The 19705-nt window shown below is 64.6% G+C and carries 16 protein-coding genes and 2 pseudogenes; 7 read left to right on the top strand and 11 right to left on the bottom strand.

The window, feature by feature from the left end; translation table 11 throughout:
- The 3 genes from FG93_RS25595 to FG93_RS25605 all read right to left on the bottom strand — a co-directional run.
- A partial coding sequence (locus FG93_RS25595; protein WP_200878163.1) for a hypothetical protein occupies window positions 1-2263 on the bottom strand: 2263 nt, incomplete at its 3' end.
- Between the two features lie 186 nt (window positions 2264-2449).
- Window positions 2450-3058 (bottom strand): ribbon-helix-helix domain-containing protein, encoded by a 609-nt coding sequence (locus FG93_RS25600; RefSeq protein WP_043240296.1) that lies wholly within the window; start codon window positions 3056-3058, stop codon window positions 2450-2452.
- Complete coding sequence (locus tag FG93_RS25605) at window positions 3058-4368, bottom strand: HlyD family type I secretion periplasmic adaptor subunit (protein ID WP_052514198.1); 1311 nt, start codon at window positions 4366-4368, stop codon at window positions 3058-3060. The genes FG93_RS25600 and FG93_RS25605 overlap by 1 nt, the downstream gene beginning before the upstream one ends.
- A 473-nt stretch (window positions 4369-4841) precedes the next feature.
- Between FG93_RS25605 and FG93_RS34080 the strand changes: the two genes are divergently transcribed.
- Window positions 4842-5471, top strand: coding sequence for a GGDEF domain-containing protein (locus tag FG93_RS34080; RefSeq protein ID WP_369347098.1), 630 nt, complete (start codon window positions 4842-4844; stop codon window positions 5469-5471).
- A gap of 265 nt (window positions 5472-5736) precedes the next feature.
- Here FG93_RS34080 and FG93_RS31450 read toward each other — a convergent pair whose 3' ends face one another.
- From FG93_RS31450 to FG93_RS25625, 5 genes and pseudogenes are all read right to left on the bottom strand, one after another.
- Window positions 5737-6759, bottom strand: coding sequence for a transglutaminase-like cysteine peptidase (locus tag FG93_RS31450; protein WP_161783887.1), 1023 nt, complete (start codon window positions 6757-6759; stop codon window positions 5737-5739).
- Window positions 6760-7069: 310 nt separating this feature from the next.
- Window positions 7070-7238: pseudogene (locus FG93_RS33715) on the bottom strand (transposase); the annotation flags it as partial.
- A 55-nt stretch (window positions 7239-7293) separates the two neighbouring features.
- Window positions 7294-7626 (bottom strand): four-helix bundle copper-binding protein, encoded by a 333-nt coding sequence (locus FG93_RS25620; RefSeq protein WP_043240299.1) that lies wholly within the window; start codon window positions 7624-7626, stop codon window positions 7294-7296.
- Window positions 7627-7875: 249 nt separating this feature from the next.
- A pseudogene (locus FG93_RS32050) lies at window positions 7876-8046 on the bottom strand (dihydroxyacetone kinase subunit DhaK); the annotation flags it as partial.
- A 53-nt stretch (window positions 8047-8099) separates the two neighbouring features.
- Window positions 8100-9020: a LysR family transcriptional regulator gene (locus tag FG93_RS25625; RefSeq protein ID WP_043240301.1), complete on the bottom strand. Its 921-nt coding sequence runs from the start codon at window positions 9018-9020 to the stop codon at window positions 8100-8102.
- 155 nt (window positions 9021-9175) lie between these two features.
- On the opposite strand from FG93_RS25625, the gene FG93_RS25630 reads away from it, so the two are divergent.
- The 6 genes from FG93_RS25630 to FG93_RS25655 all read left to right on the top strand — a co-directional run bounded on the left by FG93_RS25630 (window position 9176) and on the right by FG93_RS25655 (window position 14183).
- The gene (locus tag FG93_RS25630; protein ID WP_043240572.1) at window positions 9176-9838 is read left to right on the top strand and encodes an RraA family protein; all 663 of its coding nucleotides are present in this window, start codon (window positions 9176-9178) and stop codon (window positions 9836-9838) included.
- The gene (locus tag FG93_RS25635) at window positions 9835-11049 is read left to right on the top strand and encodes an aspartate transaminase (RefSeq protein ID WP_043240303.1); all 1215 of its coding nucleotides are present in this window, start codon (window positions 9835-9837) and stop codon (window positions 11047-11049) included. Before FG93_RS25630 ends, FG93_RS25635 begins: the two co-directional genes overlap by 4 nt.
- A gap of 23 nt (window positions 11050-11072) precedes the next feature.
- Window positions 11073-11885, top strand: a complete 813-nt coding sequence (locus FG93_RS25640) for an ABC transporter substrate-binding protein (RefSeq protein ID WP_043240305.1) — start codon at window positions 11073-11075, stop codon at window positions 11883-11885.
- A gap of 137 nt (window positions 11886-12022) precedes the next feature.
- Complete coding sequence (locus FG93_RS25645; RefSeq protein WP_043240307.1) at window positions 12023-12721, top strand: amino acid ABC transporter permease; 699 nt, start codon at window positions 12023-12025, stop codon at window positions 12719-12721.
- Window positions 12721-13431: an amino acid ABC transporter permease gene (locus tag FG93_RS25650; protein WP_043240309.1), complete on the top strand. Its 711-nt coding sequence runs from the start codon at window positions 12721-12723 to the stop codon at window positions 13429-13431. The genes FG93_RS25645 and FG93_RS25650 overlap by 1 nt, the downstream gene beginning before the upstream one ends.
- 8 nt (window positions 13432-13439) lie before the next feature.
- The gene (locus FG93_RS25655) at window positions 13440-14183 is read left to right on the top strand and encodes an amino acid ABC transporter ATP-binding protein (RefSeq protein ID WP_043240311.1); all 744 of its coding nucleotides are present in this window, start codon (window positions 13440-13442) and stop codon (window positions 14181-14183) included.
- Between the two features lie 47 nt (window positions 14184-14230).
- Here the strand turns inward: FG93_RS25655 and FG93_RS25660 are convergent, their stop codons facing one another.
- The 3 genes from FG93_RS25660 to FG93_RS25670 are packed head-to-tail and all read right to left on the bottom strand — an operon-like array spanning window position 14231 to window position 19262.
- Entirely contained in the window at window positions 14231-17404 is a 3174-nt protein-coding gene (locus FG93_RS25660; RefSeq protein WP_043240313.1) for an efflux RND transporter permease subunit, read from the bottom strand.
- The gene (locus FG93_RS25665) at window positions 17401-18867 is read right to left on the bottom strand and encodes an efflux RND transporter periplasmic adaptor subunit (RefSeq protein WP_052514200.1); all 1467 of its coding nucleotides are present in this window, start codon (window positions 18865-18867) and stop codon (window positions 17401-17403) included. Before FG93_RS25665 ends, FG93_RS25660 begins: the two co-directional genes overlap by 4 nt.
- Window positions 18864-19262: a FixH family protein gene (locus FG93_RS25670; RefSeq protein WP_043240315.1), complete on the bottom strand. Its 399-nt coding sequence runs from the start codon at window positions 19260-19262 to the stop codon at window positions 18864-18866. Before FG93_RS25670 ends, FG93_RS25665 begins: the two co-directional genes overlap by 4 nt.
- Between the last annotated feature and the right edge of the window lie 443 nt (window positions 19263-19705).

Consider the following 19705-nt stretch of genomic DNA (forward strand, 5'->3'; position numbering starts at 1 on the left):
CGGCGAAGTCCGGCCCCGCCGGCGTCGAGCCGCTCGCCAGGTTCTGGTCGTCCAGCACCAGCGAGATCGCAGCCCCCGCCACCGGGCCGGCGCCATCCGTCACCGTGATCGGCTGCACCGCCGCATCGGTGTCGCCGTCGCCATCGATGATCTGGTAGCTGAACCCGGCGCTGATCCCGGCGGCATTGGCCTGGCCCGGCGCCGGATCGAACGCCCAGGCGCCATTCGCCTGGAACGAGTAGACGCCGAGCGCCGTGGTGAACTGATAGGCCCCGCCGACCAGCACGCCCGTCGTGAGCGGCACCATCGCGCCCGAGCCTGGCAGCTGCACATGCGTCAGCGTCGCGCCGTCCGCGCCCTGCACATCGTTCGTCAGCAGATTGCCGCCGATCGTCCCGGCCGCATCCTCCGCAACCGTCAGGCCCGCATCGTCGACCGCATCCGGCGCGTCGTCGACGATGCTGATCACCAGGTTGCCGGCCGGGGCCGGATCGCCATCGGCATCGCTCACCACCACCGCAAAGCTCGCCGCGGTATTGTCTCCCGCGGTGTTGTCGAGCAGCGTGTAACTGTAGCTGATCGTGCCGGCGCCCGTTGCCGGGTCGTAGCTGTAGGACGCCGTCAGCGTCCCGCGCGTCCCGTCGGCGAAGCTCTGCGGCGCGGTCGTCAGGACATGCCCGCCCAGCGACACCAGCGACACGCCGTCCGGCGAGCTGAAGCCGATCGTTCCGGCCATCGTCTCCGACGGTGCCGCCGCGTTCGAGCCCGCAGACTCGGCCCCACGCGCCGGCAAGCCGGCCTCGTAGACTCTCATCTGCTCTCCGCCGGCGGCCGGAATGACCACCGTCGGTGTCCTGTCCCCGATCGCGATCGTCAGCGTCGTCGGCGAGCCGTCGCCGTCGCCGTCGGTCAGCGTATAGGTGAAGACCTCGTTCACGCCGCCGGCCGAGCCGGGATTGCGCGCATAGCTGTAGCTGCCGTCGGACGAGACCGTCAGCACGCCGTACTGGCCCGCCACCACCGTGTTCGACCCGACCGCGACCGCAGTCCCGCCCGCCGTCGTCGCCGCCACCGACGTCACCGTCGCGCCGTCGGCGCCCTGGGTGTCGGCGCCCGCCGCATTGCCGTCGCTGCCCGTCCCGGCGATCACATTGCCGCCGACCGCTGCAAACGAACCCGCAGCAACCGCATCCGTATCCGCGACCGCAACCGGAACATCGTCCGTTACTGATATCCGAATGGCGCCTTCGACAGCCCCCGCGCCCGTCTCGACGACAACGCTGATCGCTCCGAGGTCAATGACCTGCGCACCGCCGCCCGGAAGATGCGGGATCGGCCCAAGCAGCGTGACGGTGACTGTGACATCGATCGCTCCTCCCGTGGCGCCACTCACCGGCAAGATCTGAAGCAACACAGTATCGACACCGCCAACCCGGCCGATGATCATCGTGTCCGAGATCCGGACCCAGATGAGATCCGCTCCCGGTGCACCGTTGGTCTCGGCCTGCAGGCTGCTCAGGTCAGCCCCGAAGCGCACGTTGCTGATCGGCTGCGATCCCGTATTGAACGACAGGGTTGCGCTGCCCGCCTCATCCGTTCGACCGCTGTCGCGGCCCGTCGGCAACGCCGTTTCCGCGAGCACCACGCTTGCCGTCGATGATAATGCGCTTGGGCCGACGCTGAGGCGCCTGCCGACGTCCAGTTCACGCTGCTCCAGAGTCGGGAATTGCAGATCCGTCGGCGCAAGCAGGTCGGTGAGACCAAAGAAGGTGCCGACATTTCCGTTCGGAAGGGCGAAATTTCCGCCGGAACTGCTGACATTCGAGGCCTGCGCCCCCGCGGGACCGGCGCCAGGAACGATGCCCAGGCGATCGAACACCGCTGTCAAAGTACCGGCAGGCACTTCGATGTCGCCGAGCATCAGCGTGGGGACGTTCGAGACACCGTTATCGATGACGATCGTGCGGCCATCGGATTGCTTGAGGACGATGTCCTTCCCCGAGACCTCGATATTGTCGAGCGAGGTGCCCTGCGGCAGGCGTACCACCTTGGAGGCTGCTGCATCAAAATGAGTTGCGGCCGGAGCGAGGGGCGGCGCGGCGGGCAGTTGAGCGACAGGCGCTGCCGGCGGCTGGGGGGCGGCGGGTGCCGTCTGCGCCTGCGCCAAGACGATCCGGCTGGCCTGATCTGCCGCGCCCTCCGCCGAGCCGGACATCGCTTCGACTTTCGTCTCGAAGCCAGCGTTGACAAGACCTTCGTTCATGACGCCACCCGATCAATCTCGTGATTGATCGAATGCTTTGACGATTATTAACGCGGCAGCAAGGTAACCGTTATACTGTCGTATATCGATCTGGTGGAAATTTTGTTGATGCTTAATGCCCAGGCCAGCAAACCTGCCGATCATTGCCATAGCGGCATATCAAACGGGATGGGGTGAAGTGCTTGTTCAGGGCTGCGCCGGTGCGCCGGCGGCCGGCCGCAGGGCGCACAGCAGAAGCGCCTGCCCCCGGCCCCGCTCCAGCAAGGTCACTCGGACGATTGCCTTGAGCGATTGTTGGCCAGCCTCGAGAAAACAAGGCATCGAAATGATCCGTTGCTCATTCTCTTCGAAGAGCGCCAGGATCCTGCTGACCTCGGCGGAAAGCCCGAGCCGGACATTCGGTTGATCGCCGGCGCTGGCCGCGAATGCGCGCATCGGTCCATTGAAAAGAAGGATCTGCTTTTGCTGATTGATGATGAAGGCAGGCTCGATGATCAGATCGATGATACGCTGCCATCTGCTCTTCAGGTCTTGCGATTGACTTGCATGGCTTTCCCCCATGAACCATTCGATCGCAGCAACCCGCAACCTGGCGGTCGCGTTGCCGCCATCGCCCGAAAGCAGATGGGCGACGAGCGCCGACAACCGCTCTCGCCGCACACGCGCCATACGTTCGAGAGCCTGCCAGAACTGGGGCTCGAGCTTGAAGGCACGGCGACGCCCGCCAATCGTCACCAGCCGCAGACGTGGTTCCTGGGCACTTTGGGTATCGGATTCGCTCGCGCGCTGTTCCATCAGCGTTCAGTCAGCGCCTCATGTCTGGCCCGATTGATGGGTTTGAGCAGATAGGTCAGGATCGATTTGTCGCCGGTGATGATGTCGACATCGGCCGTCATGCCGGGAATGATCGCATGCGTTGCCTTGCCGAGCTTCAGAGTCGCATCGTCGCCTCGTACCAGCACGACATAGAAGGTTTCCTTCGAATTCGAATCGTAGACGCTGTCGGCAGACACCTGTTCGACGACGCCGTTAAGCCCTCCGTACTGATAGAAATCATATGCGGATATCTTGATCAGCGCCCTCTGCCCCGGTGCGATGAATGCAATGTCTGAAGGCTTGACCCGCGCCTCGATCAGCAATTTTCCATCAGAGGGCACGATGTCGAGCAGCCGTTCGCCAGCATTCACGTAGGCGCCAACGGTATTCACCGCGAGGGAGTTCACCACGCCATCGACAGGGGAGCGAATATCGGTTCGGCGAACACGTTCCTCGGCTCCCCGAAGGGTCTCCTGAACAACCGACCACTCCGCTCGCCGCGCCGTCAGTTCAGCCAGCGCCTCGCGACGCAGCTGCGTGACCTGTTCGGACAGCACGGAACTGGCCTCTCGCAGCCCCGCCTCGAGCTTGGCCAGGGTTTCCTTCGCCGCACTCAGCTGCCCCTTCAACTCGACGACTTGCCGTTGCGCGCGGATCAACTCCAGCTGCGAGATCAGGTTTCTGCTCGCCATCGGAGCGATGATGGCCAGTTCCTTCTCGGCGAGCGCGAACGATTCGATCAGGCGTTGGGACTGTGCAGCCACCTCGCCAACCTCGCGCTTGCGCTGCTCGAGGCGCTCCTTGAAGGTATCAATTCGGGCGTGAAAATTCTCCTGCCGCGCGCTCAACAGCTTCCGCTCGTTCAGGCATATTTCGGGCGCGGCTGCTTCGATATCCCTGGGGCACTCGAAGACGGTGTCCGGGCCTGCAACCTCCATTTCCAGACGCGCAATCTGCACCCGAAGCGCCCGCCCCTGGGCGTCCGCCTCTCCTGCTTTCGCGGAATTCGGGGTGTCGTCGAGCCGGATGATCAGTTCACCCTGAGCCACCCGCTGGCCTTGCCGCACGAGGATGTCCCGCACGACACCGGCCTCTGAGCTCTGCACCACCTGTGTGCGCGATGTTGGGATCACCCGCCCGGACCCGCGCGTGATTTCCTCCACGCGTGAAAAATTGGCCCAGATGATCCCTGCCATCAAAAGGGCGCCAACCAGCCTGATAACTTGCGAAGCAAGACGGGGTGGGCGATCGACAGCGCGAAACGTTTGCCTTTCAGTCTTCGATCGCAACCAGGCGACCGGGCGAAAGGCGTTTCGGCGGAGAGCTGAGCTCACAAACGCTGTGTCCCGCACATGATGACTTCTCCAAAGCTTGGCGAACAACCTACGGATACCACAGCGCCAGTGGCGAGGCGAGCCACGCGTCAGTAGATATCGCATTGTGACTTATGCAGTCACTGACGTGTTCAATTTTACCAGATATCTAAAGGAATCAGCTAGATATCGGACTGCTTATGGGCACGATAGAATTCAGACCAGAGCGGCGGCGATGACGAACCTACCTGAAGGGCTTTCCCATGGCTGACGAACGTCCGGGACTGGCCGCGCTTGTGGCATGGGGCGGCAGTCTTGCGGCTTGCATCGCAGCCATCCTCGTCGCGTCCGGACTGGTTGCGGGCGCTGGCGCCGCCCTGCCGGCTTGGTTGATTCCTTCTCTCGGCATTGCCGCTGCGGTAACCTTCGCCGGCGCTGCGCAGACGATCATGAAGCTGCTCCGGCAGGTCGAAGCCGCGAGCCTGGCGCTCTCCGCAAATATCGTTGCCCCGGGCAGCGGCACCGAAGCAGCCAGCGATCTCCTGAGCGAGGCGAGAGGCGCACAGGAACAGATCACCCAATATCGCCGCGAGATCGAGCGCCTCCAGGATGTCGATCCGGTTACCGGCCTCGGAAATCGCAAATGGCTGCAAATCAGGACCGTGCAGGAACTCAGTCGCGCAGCGCGGGAGCGCATCCCGCTCTGCTTCATCCTGATTTCGATCGACAAATATGACGAGATTGCCGAGCGCTTGGGGTTCAGCGCATCCGAAGCCCTGCAACTTCATGTTGCCGACATCCTGAAGAGTTTTGTCCGTCCATACGACGTCGTGGCGCGCGTCTCGGCCTCGGAATTCGGGGTCCTCATGCCAGGAGCATCTGCGCCGACGACCTCACGCATCTCTGAACGGCTCAAGGATGCTGTAACGGCGAACCCTCCCATTTTGCTGGGGGGAGAGCGGCCTGAAATCCGCGTTACCGCGGTCGAGCGGCGGGATGATGAGACGATCTTTGATGAAATCCTGACCCGGGCTCGCGGGTCTCAATTCGCCGGCAAGCACGACGCCGACAGGTTGTAAAAGACGAGCGCGAGCCGTCCAAGGGGCAGCATGGAGAAACGCAGGTTTCTCGCATCGAGCCGTCGCAATCTAGATCATCGGACCGGAAATCGTATCCGGTCCGATGATCTAATCCTTTGTGTTTGCATCGGCTTTGCCCCGAAAACCGCAATCCACTTTTCGGGCCGATGCTTTAGGTTCGCGCTTGGTGAGAAGCCGGTCAAACGAACGGCCGGAAACATTTGATTTTCAAAGCGCCCGCCTTTCAAGAACTCTCGAAAAGCTCTCAACGCAACGCGGCAATCTCGTTCGATTTGGCCGGCTTGCTCTTGAAGCCGTGAAGGAAGGCGTCCTCGCCGACGAACGAGAGCAGAGGCAGATATTCGCTGACCTCACCATTGTCTCGAACCCATGCGGACAGATTGTCGAGAACGAGGCGGGTGGCGCCAGTATCGACGACGAGGATCGCGTGATCCTCCCCGGTCTTGAGCAACTTCACAAGCTGCAACCGGATCTGCGAGCGATCGAACCCGGCAGCCAGCAGCATCCACATCTTGAGAATGGCGAACTCCTCGCAGTCGCCTGTGCCTCGCGTCAGGGTCTCGTCCACCGTCGCCCAGTAGTCCTGAACACCATAGCCATCGAGATCGCGCTTATATTTGAGTCCAGAGTTCACCGCCTTGTTGACGGTGTCGATAGCGTCCCGATCGTCCTGAATCCGGGCAATCGCCACGGCTTCGGCGAGCCGTCCGCGGAGTTTACTGGCACAACTGGGTTCGGAGGCGGAGCATGAATCCGCAAAATACGGAACTGCCCGCTCCTCCAGCAAGCTGCGCCAGCGCCGAGATTGAGGAACCTGCGACACGGCCAGCGCGATGGACCCCAGCACATCGCCACCGACCGTCGGCACGGCTCGCTTGGTTTCACGTGGCAGTTGCGGGAGTGTTTCACCAAAGTACGTCCAGCGTTCAACAGGTGAAAGACCCGCTTCGCTGTGCACCACCAATTCCAGAGTGGGCTCGGCCTCAGCGGGCTCGGCCTCCTGCCCACGTGCGCCGGTCTCGACGAAATAGCCAGGCGCCGTGCCCCGTCGCGCAGCAGCGGGGAGCCAGCCCATAGGGCTCTGCCCTGAGAGCGAGATATCGACGAAAACGGGCAAACTCGGTGTTCTCACGGGAGCGAGAGGGCCGTCGGTTGCTTCGTGAAGGATGCTGGCCATTGCCAGAGACGAGGCGAAAGAGACCGCAATCGGCAGACTGGCGATCCACCACCAAAAACGCCCCTTCTGGGCGAATGCAGGCCGGTTCATCATCGTTCCTCCGCAACACGGAGGGACGATGACCGACGGTCATTCTGCGCCGGATGAAGTCGATATCTAAAGTTTTATCGATGAACTCCAGGGCGGCGAGTGATCTGCCGGTTGGCTAGGGAGCGGTATCGAAAGCCGAGCGGGTTGAAGCAGTTTGATTAGGCAGATGTTGACCATTCGCTTGGGACCTCGACCGTCTGGCGCAAAGTGCCGACGCCGACCTCTTGCCCCTGCCCGAGAGCGGTCTCACGCTCCAGGCCCGCCAGAGGCGGACAAACTCGTTGCGACCGCGCACCGCCTGCTCGCCACACTTGAATTTGGCGACCTCGCGCCAGCCGCTCGATCTCAAGCTGCTCTGCCTTCATGGAAAAGGCCTGCGCCGGATCAGAGGCAAATTCCTTCACCCATTTGCGCAGCACATTCTCATCGACCTCCAGATCCCGGGCCGCCTGCGCGACACTCGCCTCTCGATCCTTGATAGAGCACGAGAGGACACGCCAACTTCGCCGATGGCGGGGCCCACGGACATGCCCCTCAGGCCGCCATCACCCGGCATTGCTCGGCGCATCGGCGGCACTGATCGACGCAAGCCTGCATATCGCCGATACGCTCGCAGCTGTCGGCGCACTCAGAACAGATTTCTGCGCACTCGCGGCAGGTGTGCTTGTGATGAGGCGTGCCGATCAGCATGAAATGTGCGGAGGTTCTGCAAATCTCGGCACAGGCGAGCATCAGGCGGAAATGCTCCGGTTCGACATGTTTGCCGCCCTGTTCAAGGCAATGCTGCGATGCCATTCCGATGCAGGTTTGATAACAGCGGAGACACTCGTAGATGCATGCCTGCATGTCCTTCGAGAGATGATGCATGTGTTCCCTCCGTTGCCTGATTGGAGGGAACGACTGGTCAGGCGATCTGTTCCGCCGGCCAAACCGTATGGCCGGTCGTCGCCTGGCGAATGGGGGGCTGTTCCGCTGGCCGAAAGCCGTCGGTCGCCATGCGAAGGTGGCGGCGCCTAGATCGCCGTGCGTCCGTTCGGACGCAGGAGCGGCGATCTAGCTCTTTGTTTGAGCATCGGATTTTTCCGAAAACCGGATTCCACTTTTCGGTCCGATGCTCTAGCCCCAGCGTAGCGCGGCGGTATGGACCGGCGCGTCCCAGAGCTGGATCAGGCTGTCGTCCAGCGCCGTCACGGTCAGCGAGCAGCCCGCCATCTCCAGAGAGGTGACATGGGACCCGACGAGCCCGCGCCCGATTGAGAGACCGCGCCCCGTTATGACGCGCCTTGCGTTCCCGCGGCAGCGATCAAGATTGGCGGTCGACCGTAGGTGCGAGGGCTCGTCTAGCTCCCGGGCTCGCGGTCAGGCAGGCTGCGTGCCGAAAAGTCACAGCACTCCTGCGCGATCTCGGCCACGCGTGCCGCAAGCGGCGACAGGTCCCGGGCGCGGTGCACGGCGAAATAGCGGATCGGTGGAATAGCCGGCTCCGTCTTGATGACGCGCAAAAGGCCATTCCTGATCTCAGGTCCGAAATAGCTCGCGGTCAGAAAGGTGACGCCCAGGCCTGACGCCGCGAGCCCGGCCAAGACATTCAGGCTGTTGCACTGGACCACGCGATTGATCTGCAGGCCATTCGCCACGGCCCAGTCGAGCACCAGCCGCTGCAGGCCCGAGCCCTGCGTCTGGCTCAGGATCGGATATTTTGCCATATCGCGCAGCGGGATGCAGTCTTCGACCGGGCCGAAGCCCGGCGCCGCGACCCATTCGAGCTGAACCTCTTTCAGAGGCACCGTGGTGAGCTCAGGCGTCTGCGGTGGATCGAGCCCAATCACGAGGTCGAGCTCGTTTGCGGCGAGCTTGCCGAACAGGTCGACACTCGCCGCGACCTCCGGCACCGGTATCAGGTTCGGGTAGGTGCGCTTCATCGCGACGACGAGCTTCGGCAGCCAGGTCAGCGCTACGAGCTCGGTGGCGCCAAAGCGGAAGGGACCCGCAAAGGTCGCGGGGCCGCTGGCCGCTTCGCGAAAGCGCACCTCCAACGCCAGCATCTCGGTCGCGACCGGCAAGCTCGCCTCACCTGCCCGGGTCAGCCGCAAGGCATGGCTCGTGCGATCGAAGAGCGGCCCGTTGACGACGGCCTCGATCTCCAGAATCCGCTTCGAGATCGTGGACTGAGCCAGGTTGAGACGCACGGCCGCCTCGGTGAACCCGCCCAGCGTCGCTGTCCAATAGAATGCCTCAAGCTGCTTCAGAGTGACTGGCATGGGGAGCAGGCCTCAAAACCGAGATCGATCACTATCGTCGCCACCAGTATGAATGAAGAAAAGCGATCGTCTCTGCGAATAATATTCGCTTTCTGTCATCGATGACACGTCACATAATCGTCGCCAAGATCATTTTTCGACGCAGGTTCAAAGCCATGCCGCTGATCGGCCATCGCATCAACCCGAGCACATCTGCTGTTCCGGCTGCCATTCTCGACGCCTTTCGCGGCGCAGCCGTCGCGGTCATTTCCGACAACATGAACCGGCTGCACGGCACCAGGAACCTCAGGCCCTATCATCGCTCGGGCCATCTGGTCGGCACCGCGGTGACGGTGAAGACACGGCCCGGCGACAACCACACCTTGCACAAGGCCTATGAATTGCTGCGCCCCGGTGACGTGCTGGTCGTCGATGGCGGCGGCGACCGGATCCAGGCGCTGGTCGGCGAGATCATGATGAATCGCGCCAAGGCCATGGGCGTCGCGGGTTTCGTCATCGATGGCGCGATCCGCGACGTCGCGGCCTTCCGCGAAGCCGATTTTCCCTGTTATGCGCGCAGCGTCACCCACCGCGGCCCCTATAAATCAGGTCCGGGCGAGATCAACGTGCCGGTCGCGATCGACGGCATGGTCGTAATGCCGGGCGATGTGGTGGTCGGCGACACGGACGGCGTGGTGACCTTCGACCGCGCCGACGCCGAGGGCCTGCTGGCCCTGGTGCGCGAGCAGGAGGCGCGCGAGGCTGGCGCGCTCACCGACATCGCCGAGGGCCGCCTCGACAAGCCCTATACCGGAATCGTCGAAAAGGCCGCGTCATGACCGTCACCGCCATCCCGCTCTCGGCCCGCGTCCAACGCATCAAGCCTTCGCCCAGCATGGTCGCGCGCATGCGCGCCCATGAGTTGCGGGCGCTGGGCCGCGACATCATCGACCTCACCACCGGCGAGCCCGATTTCGACACGCCCCTCCACATCCAGCAGGCGGCGACGGCCGCGATGGCAGCCGGAGAGACCCGCTACGCGCCGGTCAATGGCACGCTGCGGCTGCGCCAGGCGATCGCCGCGAAGTTCGAGCGCGAGAATGGCGTCAGCTATCTCCTCGACCAGATCGTGGTCGGCAGCGGCGCCAAGCAGGTCATCTTCAACGCGCTCGCGGCGACGCTGGGCGAAGGCGACGAGGTCATCGTGCCGGCGCCATATTGGGTGTCCTATCCCGATATGGTCCTGGCCTGCGACGGCACACCCGTGATCGTGGCTTGCGGCGAAAACTCCGGTTTCAAGCTGACACCCGCGGCACTCGAAGGCGCGATCACGCCGAAGACGCGCTGGCTTCTCCTGAACACGCCCTCGAACCCGACAGGCGCCTTCTATTCGGCCGCCGAGATGACGGCGCTGACCGAGGTGCTGCTGCGCCATCCGCATGTGGCGCTGATGACGGACGATATCTACGAACACATCCGCTTCGACGGCGGCGAGCCGGTCTGCCCCGTGGTGATCGCGCCCGGGCTGCGCGAGCGCACGCTGCTGGTCAACGGCGTGTCCAAGACCTACGCCATGACCGGCTTCCGCATCGGCTACGGCGCCGGCCCGAAGCCGCTCGTGACGGCGATGAACGTCATCCAGTCGCAGTCCACCTCCGCCGCGGCGGCCCCGAGCATGGCCGCGGCCGCCGCCGCGCTCGAAGGCGATCAAGGCTTCGTCGGCGAAGCCCGCCTCGCCTATCGCACGCGTCGCGACCGGGCGGTCGAGATGCTCAACGCGATCGACGGCATCACCTGCCTCACGCCCGACGGCGCCTTCTACGTCTACCCGTCCTGCGCCGGGTTGATCGGCAAAAGGACGCCTGATGGCCGCGCATTGAAGAGCGATCTCGATATCGCGCTCTATTTCCTGGAGGAGGCTGGCGTCGCCATGCTCGACGGCTCGGCCTATGGGCTGTCGCCCTATCTGCGCCTGTCGATCGCGACATCTCTCGACGCGATCGACGAGGCATGCGCGCGGATGAAGCGCGCAAGCAACGCATTGCAATGACCATAAGAACAGGGGACCCGACCATGAAGCTGATTTCGATCCTGGGCCTTGCCGCCCTTCTGGCCGGCACCGCCGCCACAGCGGCCAAGGCCGACCAGCTCGCCGACATCAAGGCGCGCGGAAAGCTGATCTGCGGCACGCTCGGCACGGCCGAACCGTTCTCGTTCCAGCACCCGCAGACCCGCCAGATCGTCGGCTACGACGTCGATATCTGCCAGAAGGTCGCGGACTCGCTCGGCGTGACGCTCGAACTGAAGCCGATCGCGGTGGAGGCCCGCATTCCCGAACTGACGCAGGGCCGCGTCGACATTCTCGCCGCCAATCTCGGCTACACAACCGAGCGCGCCCAGCAGATCGATTTTTCCTATTCCTACTTCGTCAGCCAGCAGAAGCTGTTGGTGACGAAGGAATCGGGCATCGCGACGCTCGACAAGCTGGCCGGCAAGAAGGTCACGGCGATCAAGGGCTCGTCTTCGGAACAGGGCGTGCGCCGCCTGATCCCGACGGCGGAGACCGTGACCTTTCAGGACACCTCCTCGGCCTTCCTGGCGCTCGCCCAGGACAAGGTCGACGCCTTCTGCGGCTCGGAGCTGATCCTCGTGAAGCTCGCCAAGCAGTCGAAGGTGCCGATGGCGGTGATCGAGAAATCGCTCTTCGTCGAGCCCTGGGGCCTCGGACTGCGTCGCGGCGAGACCGGCTTCAAGGACCATGTCAACGGCGTCCTGACGAAGCTCGCCAGCTCCGGCGAGATCGACACGGTCTTCTCGAAATGGCTGGGCGCAGGCACCGCCTTCGACATCAGGCGCGATTTCCCGATCGAAGAGATCAAGGGCTGAGGGCTTGGATCGCCGTGCGTCCGTTCTGACGCAGGAGGGGCGATCTATCTCTTTGGTTGAGCATCGGATCTTTCCGAAACCGGATTCCACTTTTCCGTCCGATGCTCGAGAGGCCCGGCTGCGGGAGGCGGCGCGCGATGGGATATGTTTTCGACCTGCGTGGCGTGCTCAGCGGCCAGTATCTCGACTGGTTCCTGATCGGCGTCGCGACCACGCTCGCCCTGACCTGCGCTGCCTGGTGCCTTGCCATGGCGATGGGCATCGTCCTCACGCTGATCAGGATGATCCCGCTGCCGCCGCTCGGCTGGCTCGTTGCGCTCTATGTCGAGTATCACCGCAACGTCCCTCTGCTGGTGCAGATCTTCGTCTGGTATTTCGGCGTTCCCTCGCTGCTGCCACGCCCGGCCCGGCAATGGATCAACGCCCATCACGGCGAGTTCCTGCTGGCGGCGATCGCGCTCGGGCTGGCGTCTGCGGCCTATATCGCCGAAGACATTCGCAGCGGCATCCGCTCGATCCCCAAGGCGCAATACGAGGCGGCGCGCTCGATCGGCTTCGGCTATCTCGGCGCCATGGGCTATGTCGTGCTGCCTCAGGCGATGCGGATCGCGGTCCCGCCCCTGATCAACCAGACCCTGCTCCTGTTCAAGAACACCAGCCTCGCCATGGCGATCGGCGTCGGCGAGCTGACCTATCGCACCCGCGAGGTCGAGAGCTACACCTTCAAGACCTTCGAGGCCTTTGCGGTCGCCACCGCAATCTATCTGGCGATCTCCTTCGGCATCATGGCCCTCGGCGCTTATTCGGGTCAGCGCCTCAAGCTCGAGGCGCGTTGATGCTGGAGATCCTGGAGAACAACTGGCTGCTCTTCCTCGTCGGCCAGTATCCGCATGGGCCGATCGGCGGGCTGGCCATGACGCTGTTCATGGCTGTGATCGCGCTCGCCCTGTGCTTCCCGTTCGCGATCGCACTGGCGCTGGCCCGGCTCAGCCCCTATCGCTGGCTGCGCCTGCCGGCGACGGCGATCGTGCACACGGTGCGCGGCCTGCCGTTGATCATGTTCATCTTCTGGACCTACTTCGTCTCGCCGCTGGTGATCGGACGCGCGGTCGGCGGGGTCGAGACGCTCGTCATCGCGCTGGTGGTCTACGAGGCGGCCTATCTCTCGGAGATCATCCGCGCCGGCATCGAGGGCCTGCCCAAGGGCCAGGTCGAGGCCGCCAGGTCACTCGGTCTGCGCTATTGGCCAACGACCATCAAAGTCGTGCTGCCGCAGGCGCTGCACAACATGCTGCCGAGCATGGTCAGCCAGTTCGTCTCGACCATCAAGGAAACCTCGCTCGGCTACGTCATCAGCGCCCATGAGCTGACCTTCGCGGCGAGCCAGGTGAACAATGTGCTCCTGACCCAGCCTTTCGAGGTCTATGGCATCCTGGCCCTGACCTATTTCGCGCTGTGCTTCGCATTGAGCTCGCTGGCGCGCTTGATCGAGCGGCGCATCTCGTCGGGGCGCGGCGGGGCGCCCGGCGTCATCGTCGCAGCATGAGGCCGTCCATGATCCGGTTCGAGAATGTCGATAAATGGTTCGGGACGATGCAGGCGCTGGCCGGCGTCTCCGGCGAGGTGGGCCGCGGCGAGGTCAAGGTGCTGGTCGGCCCCTCGGGCTCGGGCAAATCGACCCTGATCCGCACGGTGACCCGGCTCGAGGCGATCCAGGGCGGCCGGGTGCTGGTCGACGACATCGATATTGCGTCACGCAAGGTCGACATCAACCGGCTGCGCCAGCGCGTCGGCTTCGTCTTTCAGGCCTATAACCTGTTTCCGCATCTGTCGGCGATCGGCAACATCACGCTTGGCCTGACGAAATTACGCGGGATGGGCAAGGCGGAGGCGCGCGAACGGGGCCTCGCCGAACTCGCCCGCGTCGGACTGGCCGAGAAAGCCGACGAGATGCCGGGCCAGCTTTCCGGCGGCCAGCGCCAGCGCGTCGCCATCGCTCGTTCGCTCGCGATGGACCCGCAGGTCATGCTGTTCGACGAGCCGACTTCGGCGCTTGATCCGGAAATGGTCGGCGAAGTGCTCGTCGTCATGAAGCAGCTCGCCGCCGCCGGCATGACCATGATCTGCGTCACCCACGAAATGGGCTTCGCCCGCGAGGTGGCCGACGAGATCTGGTTCATGGAACGCGGAGCGGTGCTCGAACGCGGCAAGCCCACGGACCTGATCGACAGCCTCGGGCATCCCCGGCTGCAGGGCTTTCTTCGGACCGTCTCCCATGGCGGCGACATTCATCGATAAGAGCAAACTGAGCCGATTCAGCGCGCCACGTCTTCAGGCTGATCTCGTCATCCCGGCCTTCCCTGCAGCTGGCTGTGGGTTCGTGCCGTAGCGGATGGTGGTGCATCTGCGAGCGCTGCACCCCAGCCTTTCACGAGCCCGTAGATCGCAGGGATCACCATCAGCGTCAGCACGGTCGATGACATCATGCCGCCGATCATCGGCACGGCAATGCGTTGCATCACCTCCGAACCCGTTCCGGTGTTCCAGAGGATCGGCAGCAGGCCGGCCATGATCGCGATCACGGTCATGATCTTGGGCCGCACGCGCTCGACCGCGCCCTGCATGATGGCTTCGTGCAACTCGGTCCGCGTGAACGCCCTGCCCTCTGCCGCGCAGCGGGCCTGCACCTCCTTCAACGCGTGGTCGAGATAGATCAGCATGATCACGCCGGTCTCGGCCGCAACGCCGGCAAGGGCGATGAAGCCGACCGCGACCGCCACCGACATGTTGAAGCCTTCCCACCAGAGCAGCCAGACGCCGCCGATCAGGGCGAAAGGCAGCGAGAGCATGACGATGAAGGTCTCGGTCAGCCTGCGGAAATTCAAGTAGAGCAGCAGGAAGATGATCGCGAGCGTCAGCGGTACGACCAGCTTCAGGCGTGCCTCTGCCCGTTCGAGATACTCGAACTGCCCGCTCCAGGCGACGCGGTAGCCAGAAGGCAGTTTCACCGACTGATCGATCGCGTTCTGCGCCTCGCGGACATAGCCGCCGAGATCGCGCCCGGCGATGTCGACGAAGATATAGGTCGCGAGCTGGCTATTCTCGGTGCGGATCGTGGTCGCCCCCCGCTTGCGCTCGACCTTGGCGATTTCTCCGAGCGGCACGGTGCCGCCGGACGCCGTCGTGACCTGGACCTCGCGCGCGATGGCCTGCGGATCGGAGCGCAGGTCCCTGGGATAGCGGATGGTGACGCCGTAGCGCTCGCGGCCCTCGACCGTCGTCGTCACCGTCTCGCCGCCCATTGCCATCACGACCGCGCCCTGGACGTCGCCGACGGAGAGCCCATAGCGCCCGAGCGCGATCCGATCCGGCACGATGTCGAGGAAATAGCCGCCGATGACGCGTTCGGCATAGGCGCTGGTCGTGCCCGGCACGTTGCGCAGCACCGTTTCAATCTGGCGGGCGATGCCTTCCATCTGCGCGAGGTCCGTTCCGAAGACCTTGATCCCGATCGGCGTGCGGATGCCAGTCGCCAGCATGTCGATGCGGGCCCGGATCGGCTGGGTCCAGGCATTGGAGACACCGGGAAACTGCAAGGCCCTGTCCATCTCGGCCTTGAGGCTGTCGACGGTGACGCCGTCACGCCATTCGGCTTGCGGCTTCAGGTTGATGATCGTCTCGAACATCTCGGTCGGGGCTGGGTCGGTCGCGGTCTGGGCGCGACCGGCCTTGCCGTAGACCGAGGCGACCTCCGGGAAGGACCGGATGATCTGGTTCTGGATTTGCAGCAACTCGGCCGCCTTGGTCACGGAAATGCCGGGCAAGGTCGTCGGCATATACATCAATGTGCCCTCGTTCAGCGCCGGCATGAACTCGGAGCCGAGCTGACGCGCCGGCCAGACGCTGGCGCCCAGCGCCGCCAAGGCCAGCAGGATCGTCAGCGTCTTGGCCTTGAGCACCCCGCGGATCAGCGGGCGATAGAGAGCGATCAGCCCACGGTTGATCGGGTTCTTGTGCTCGGGAATGATTTTGCCCCTGACGAAGACGACCATCAGCGCCGGTACAAGCGTCACCGACAGCAAGGCCGCGGCCGCCATCGCGAAGGTCTTGGTGTAGGCGAGCGGCCCGAACAGCCGACCCTCCTCCGCTTCCAGCGAGAAGATCGGCAGGAACGAGACGGTAATGACGAGCAGGGTGAAGAACAGAGCCGGTCCGACCTCGTTCGCCGCCTCGATCAGGATCTCGATGCGTGGCTTGTCGGGCGGCGCTCGTTCGAGATGCTTGTGCGCGTTCTCGATCATGACGATCGCAGCGTCGATCATGGCGCCGACAGCGATCGCGATGCCGCCGAGGCTCATGATGTTGGAGCCTAAGCCCAGCGCCTTCATCGCCGCGAAGGCCATCAGGATGCCGACCGGCAGCATCAGGATCGCCACCAGCGCGCTGCGCAGATGCAGCAGGAAGACGATGCAGACCAGCGCGACGATGGCGCTCTCCTCGATCAGCGTCACCTTCAGCGTCTCGATCGCCCGCTCGATCAGCTGCGAGCGGTCGTAGACCGGCACGATCTCCGCCCCGCCCGGTAGCGATGGCGCGATCTCGGCGAGCCGCGCCTTGGCGCGCTCGATCACGCCAAGCGCATTCGCCCCGAAGCGCTGCAGCACGATGCCGCTCGCGACCTCGCCTTCGCCGTTGAGTTCGGTGATGCCGCGCCGCTCGTCGGGGCCGAGCTCGACGCGGGCGACATCCGCCAGCCGCAAGGGCACGCCGCGCTCGCTCCTGAGGACGATGTTCTCGATATCGCTGATCGACTTCAGATAGCCGCGCCCGCGCACCACGAACTCGAACTCGGCGAGCTCGACGGTGCGCCCGCCGACATCCATGTTGCTGCTGCGCACGGCTTCGCGCAGCGCCGCCAGCGAGACGCCCTGCGCCCGCAGCCGCACCGGATCGACCACGACGGCGTATTGCTTGACGAAGCCGCCGACGCTGGCGACCTCCGCTACACCCTCGGCGCGCGAGGCAGCGAAACGCACGAGCCAATCCTGCGTCGAGCGCAGCTCGGCCAGCGTCATCTCCTTGGCCATGACGGCGTATTGATAGACCCAGCCCACGCCGGTCGCGTCCGGGCCGAGTGTTGGCGCGACACCGGGCGGCAATCGGCGCGCTGCCGCATTGAGATATTCGAGCACGCGTGAGCGCGCCCAGTACGGATCAGTGCCGTCTTCAAAGATCACATAGACGAAGGAGACCCCGAAGAACGAGAAGCCGCGCACGACGCGCGCCTTCGGCACGGTCAGCATCGCGGTCGTCAGCGGATAGGTGACCTGATCCTCGATCACCTGCGGCGCCTGGCCGGAATACTCGGTATAGACGATGACCTGGACGTCGGAGAGATCGGGGATGGCGTCGAGCGGCAGCGTCCTCACCGCATAAAGCCCTGCCGCGACGGCAAAGGCCGTGCCGACGAAGACGAGGACGAGGTTGCGCGCCGACCAGGCGATCAGACGGGCGATCATGGCTTGACCTCGGAAGGCTTGAGCTGGGAAGGCTTGGGCTCGGAAGGCTTGGCTTGCGGCGGATTGAGCCCGCTCAGGGCGGCCTTGAGGTTGCTTTCGGCATCGATCAGGAAATTCGCCGAAACGACGACGCGGTCGCCTTCCGCCACGCCTTCGCTGATCGCAACCCTGCCGTCGCCGCGCTGGCCGAGCTTGACCTCGCGCGGCTCGAAACGGCCCTCGCCGCGGTCGAGGATGACGATGCGGCGGGTGCCGGTGTCGATCACGGCGCTGTCGGGGACGGTGAGCGCGGGCGCGGCGTCACCCGATCCGATCTCGACATCGGCATACATGTTGGGCAGCAGCATCCCGCCGCGATTGGCGAGTTCGACGCGGACCTTGGTGGTGCGCGTTGCCTCCGCCACCTGCGGATAGATCAGGCCGACCTTGCCCTGGAAGGCCGTTTCGGGCCGCCCCCGCAGCCGGACCGTCACGGGTGCGCCGATGCGAACAGCCGCCAGTTCGCCTTCCGGAACGTCGGCATTGACCCAGATGGTCGAGATGTCGGCGAGCCGGAACAGGCTGTCGCCGGCCGCCACCTTCATGCCGTCGACGACGTTGCGCTCCAGCACGATGCCGTCGCGCGGGGCGGACCAGCTGATCGTGATCGGCACCTTCCGGCTGCGCTCGATTTCGGCGACGATCTCAGCCGGGACGCCGAGATTCTCCAGCCGCTGACGGGCCCCGCCCTCCGGAGCCCCACGCGCGGCTGCGTTGAGATCGGTCAGAAATTGCGCGCCGGCCGCGGCGATCTCAGGCGAATAGATCCTGACGAGCCGGTCGCCCTTGGCGACGCGGTCCCCGGTCGTCACCGGCGCCACCTCCTGGATGAAGGCATCCGAGCGGGTTGCGACGACGGCGACACGCCGCTCGTCGAGCTGGACCGTGCCGGGCACCCGGATCGGCCGCGTGATGACCTGACGGCTGACCGGCTCAGTGCGCACGCCACTGCGTTGCACCCGGCCAGGCGAGAGCTTGATGACCTTGTCGTCAGCCTCCTCGCCGGCATAGACCGGCAGATAGTCCATGCCCATGGAATCCTTCTTGGGCACAGGGGACGTGTCCGGCAGCCCCATCGGGTTGCGGTAATAGAGCAGCTTGCGCTCGGCCTTCGCCTCGGCCGCCTGAGCCGGCGGCGCGGCTGGCTCGTCGAAGCTGACATCCTCGCTGGCGCGGACGGGCCGGTACGCCCTGCCATCCGCCGTTCGGCGCGGCTCAGCCGAATAGATCGGCTTTCCGTCGGGCTCCTGGTAGTAGACCACCGCGCCTGTCGCGACAGGCTCCCCCGCAGCATGCGTGCCGTCACCGCTGAGCCATTCGCGCAGGCCAGGCACCGGAATTCCCCGATGTCCCGCCCAATAGCCTAGGCCTCCCGCCGCGAGAGCGACGGCCAGCGTGAGGCCCGTAAGGGCGACGCGTTTCATGGCACGGCCTTGAGGATCAGCTTGTTCTCGAGCGTGCCGGTCTCGCCCTGGATCTTGGCAGCGAGCGAAAGGCGCCAGCCTCCCGCCATGCTCAGATTGGTCGTGAAGCGGTATGTGCCGGGTTCCGTCGACGGCAAGGCCTCGATCGGCGCCGTCATCATCTCCATGCCGTCCGGTTCCATGTCGATGCGCCTGGTGAAGATCACGGCGTCGGGAACCGGCTTGCCTGAACGCTTGTCGATGAGCCGCACGGTGACGACGACGCCGTTGCCCTGCTTCAGCTCGCTTTGGGCGAGTTGAAATTCGTAGTCCTTGATGTCGGCCAGTGCTGGAAGCGTGGCCAAGCCGAGCGGAAGCGCGGCGGCAAGCGCGCGCAGCGTGTTGATGGACGTCATGATTGAAATCCCGAATGAATCAGGCCGCCGCGCTTGCGCACGGCTGGATCGCGTGGCGAAGGCCACGGTCAACCGGCCGCTCGGCTGCAACCGTGCGGCCGGAACCGGCGCCGAGGCGCCGGCGATGCCTTAGGTTCGGGGAGGTCGCGCCGGCGGCTCGAAGGGCCGCGAGGTGCGCTCGGCGTCATCACCGCCAAGACCAAGGACGGCGATGATCGGGTGCGCGAGCGTGGCGACGACCTTGGCAGGCTCGCTCGCGAAGCATTTGGCCAGGCAGAAGCTCAACGCTGGACAGTTCGTCGTGCAGTCCTGCGGCCCAGCTTGATCGGACGGGCAGCATGGCATGGCAGTCGCCATCGGCATCGGCATTGCTGCCTCAAGATCCGCGCGGCCATAGCCAGCCGTCGCCGGGCTGACGAAAGCCGTCAGGACGCTGGCCGTAA

The organism is Allobosea sp. LC85, from assembly GCF_000735605.1.
Taxonomy (GTDB): domain Bacteria; phylum Pseudomonadota; class Alphaproteobacteria; order Rhizobiales; family Beijerinckiaceae; genus Allobosea.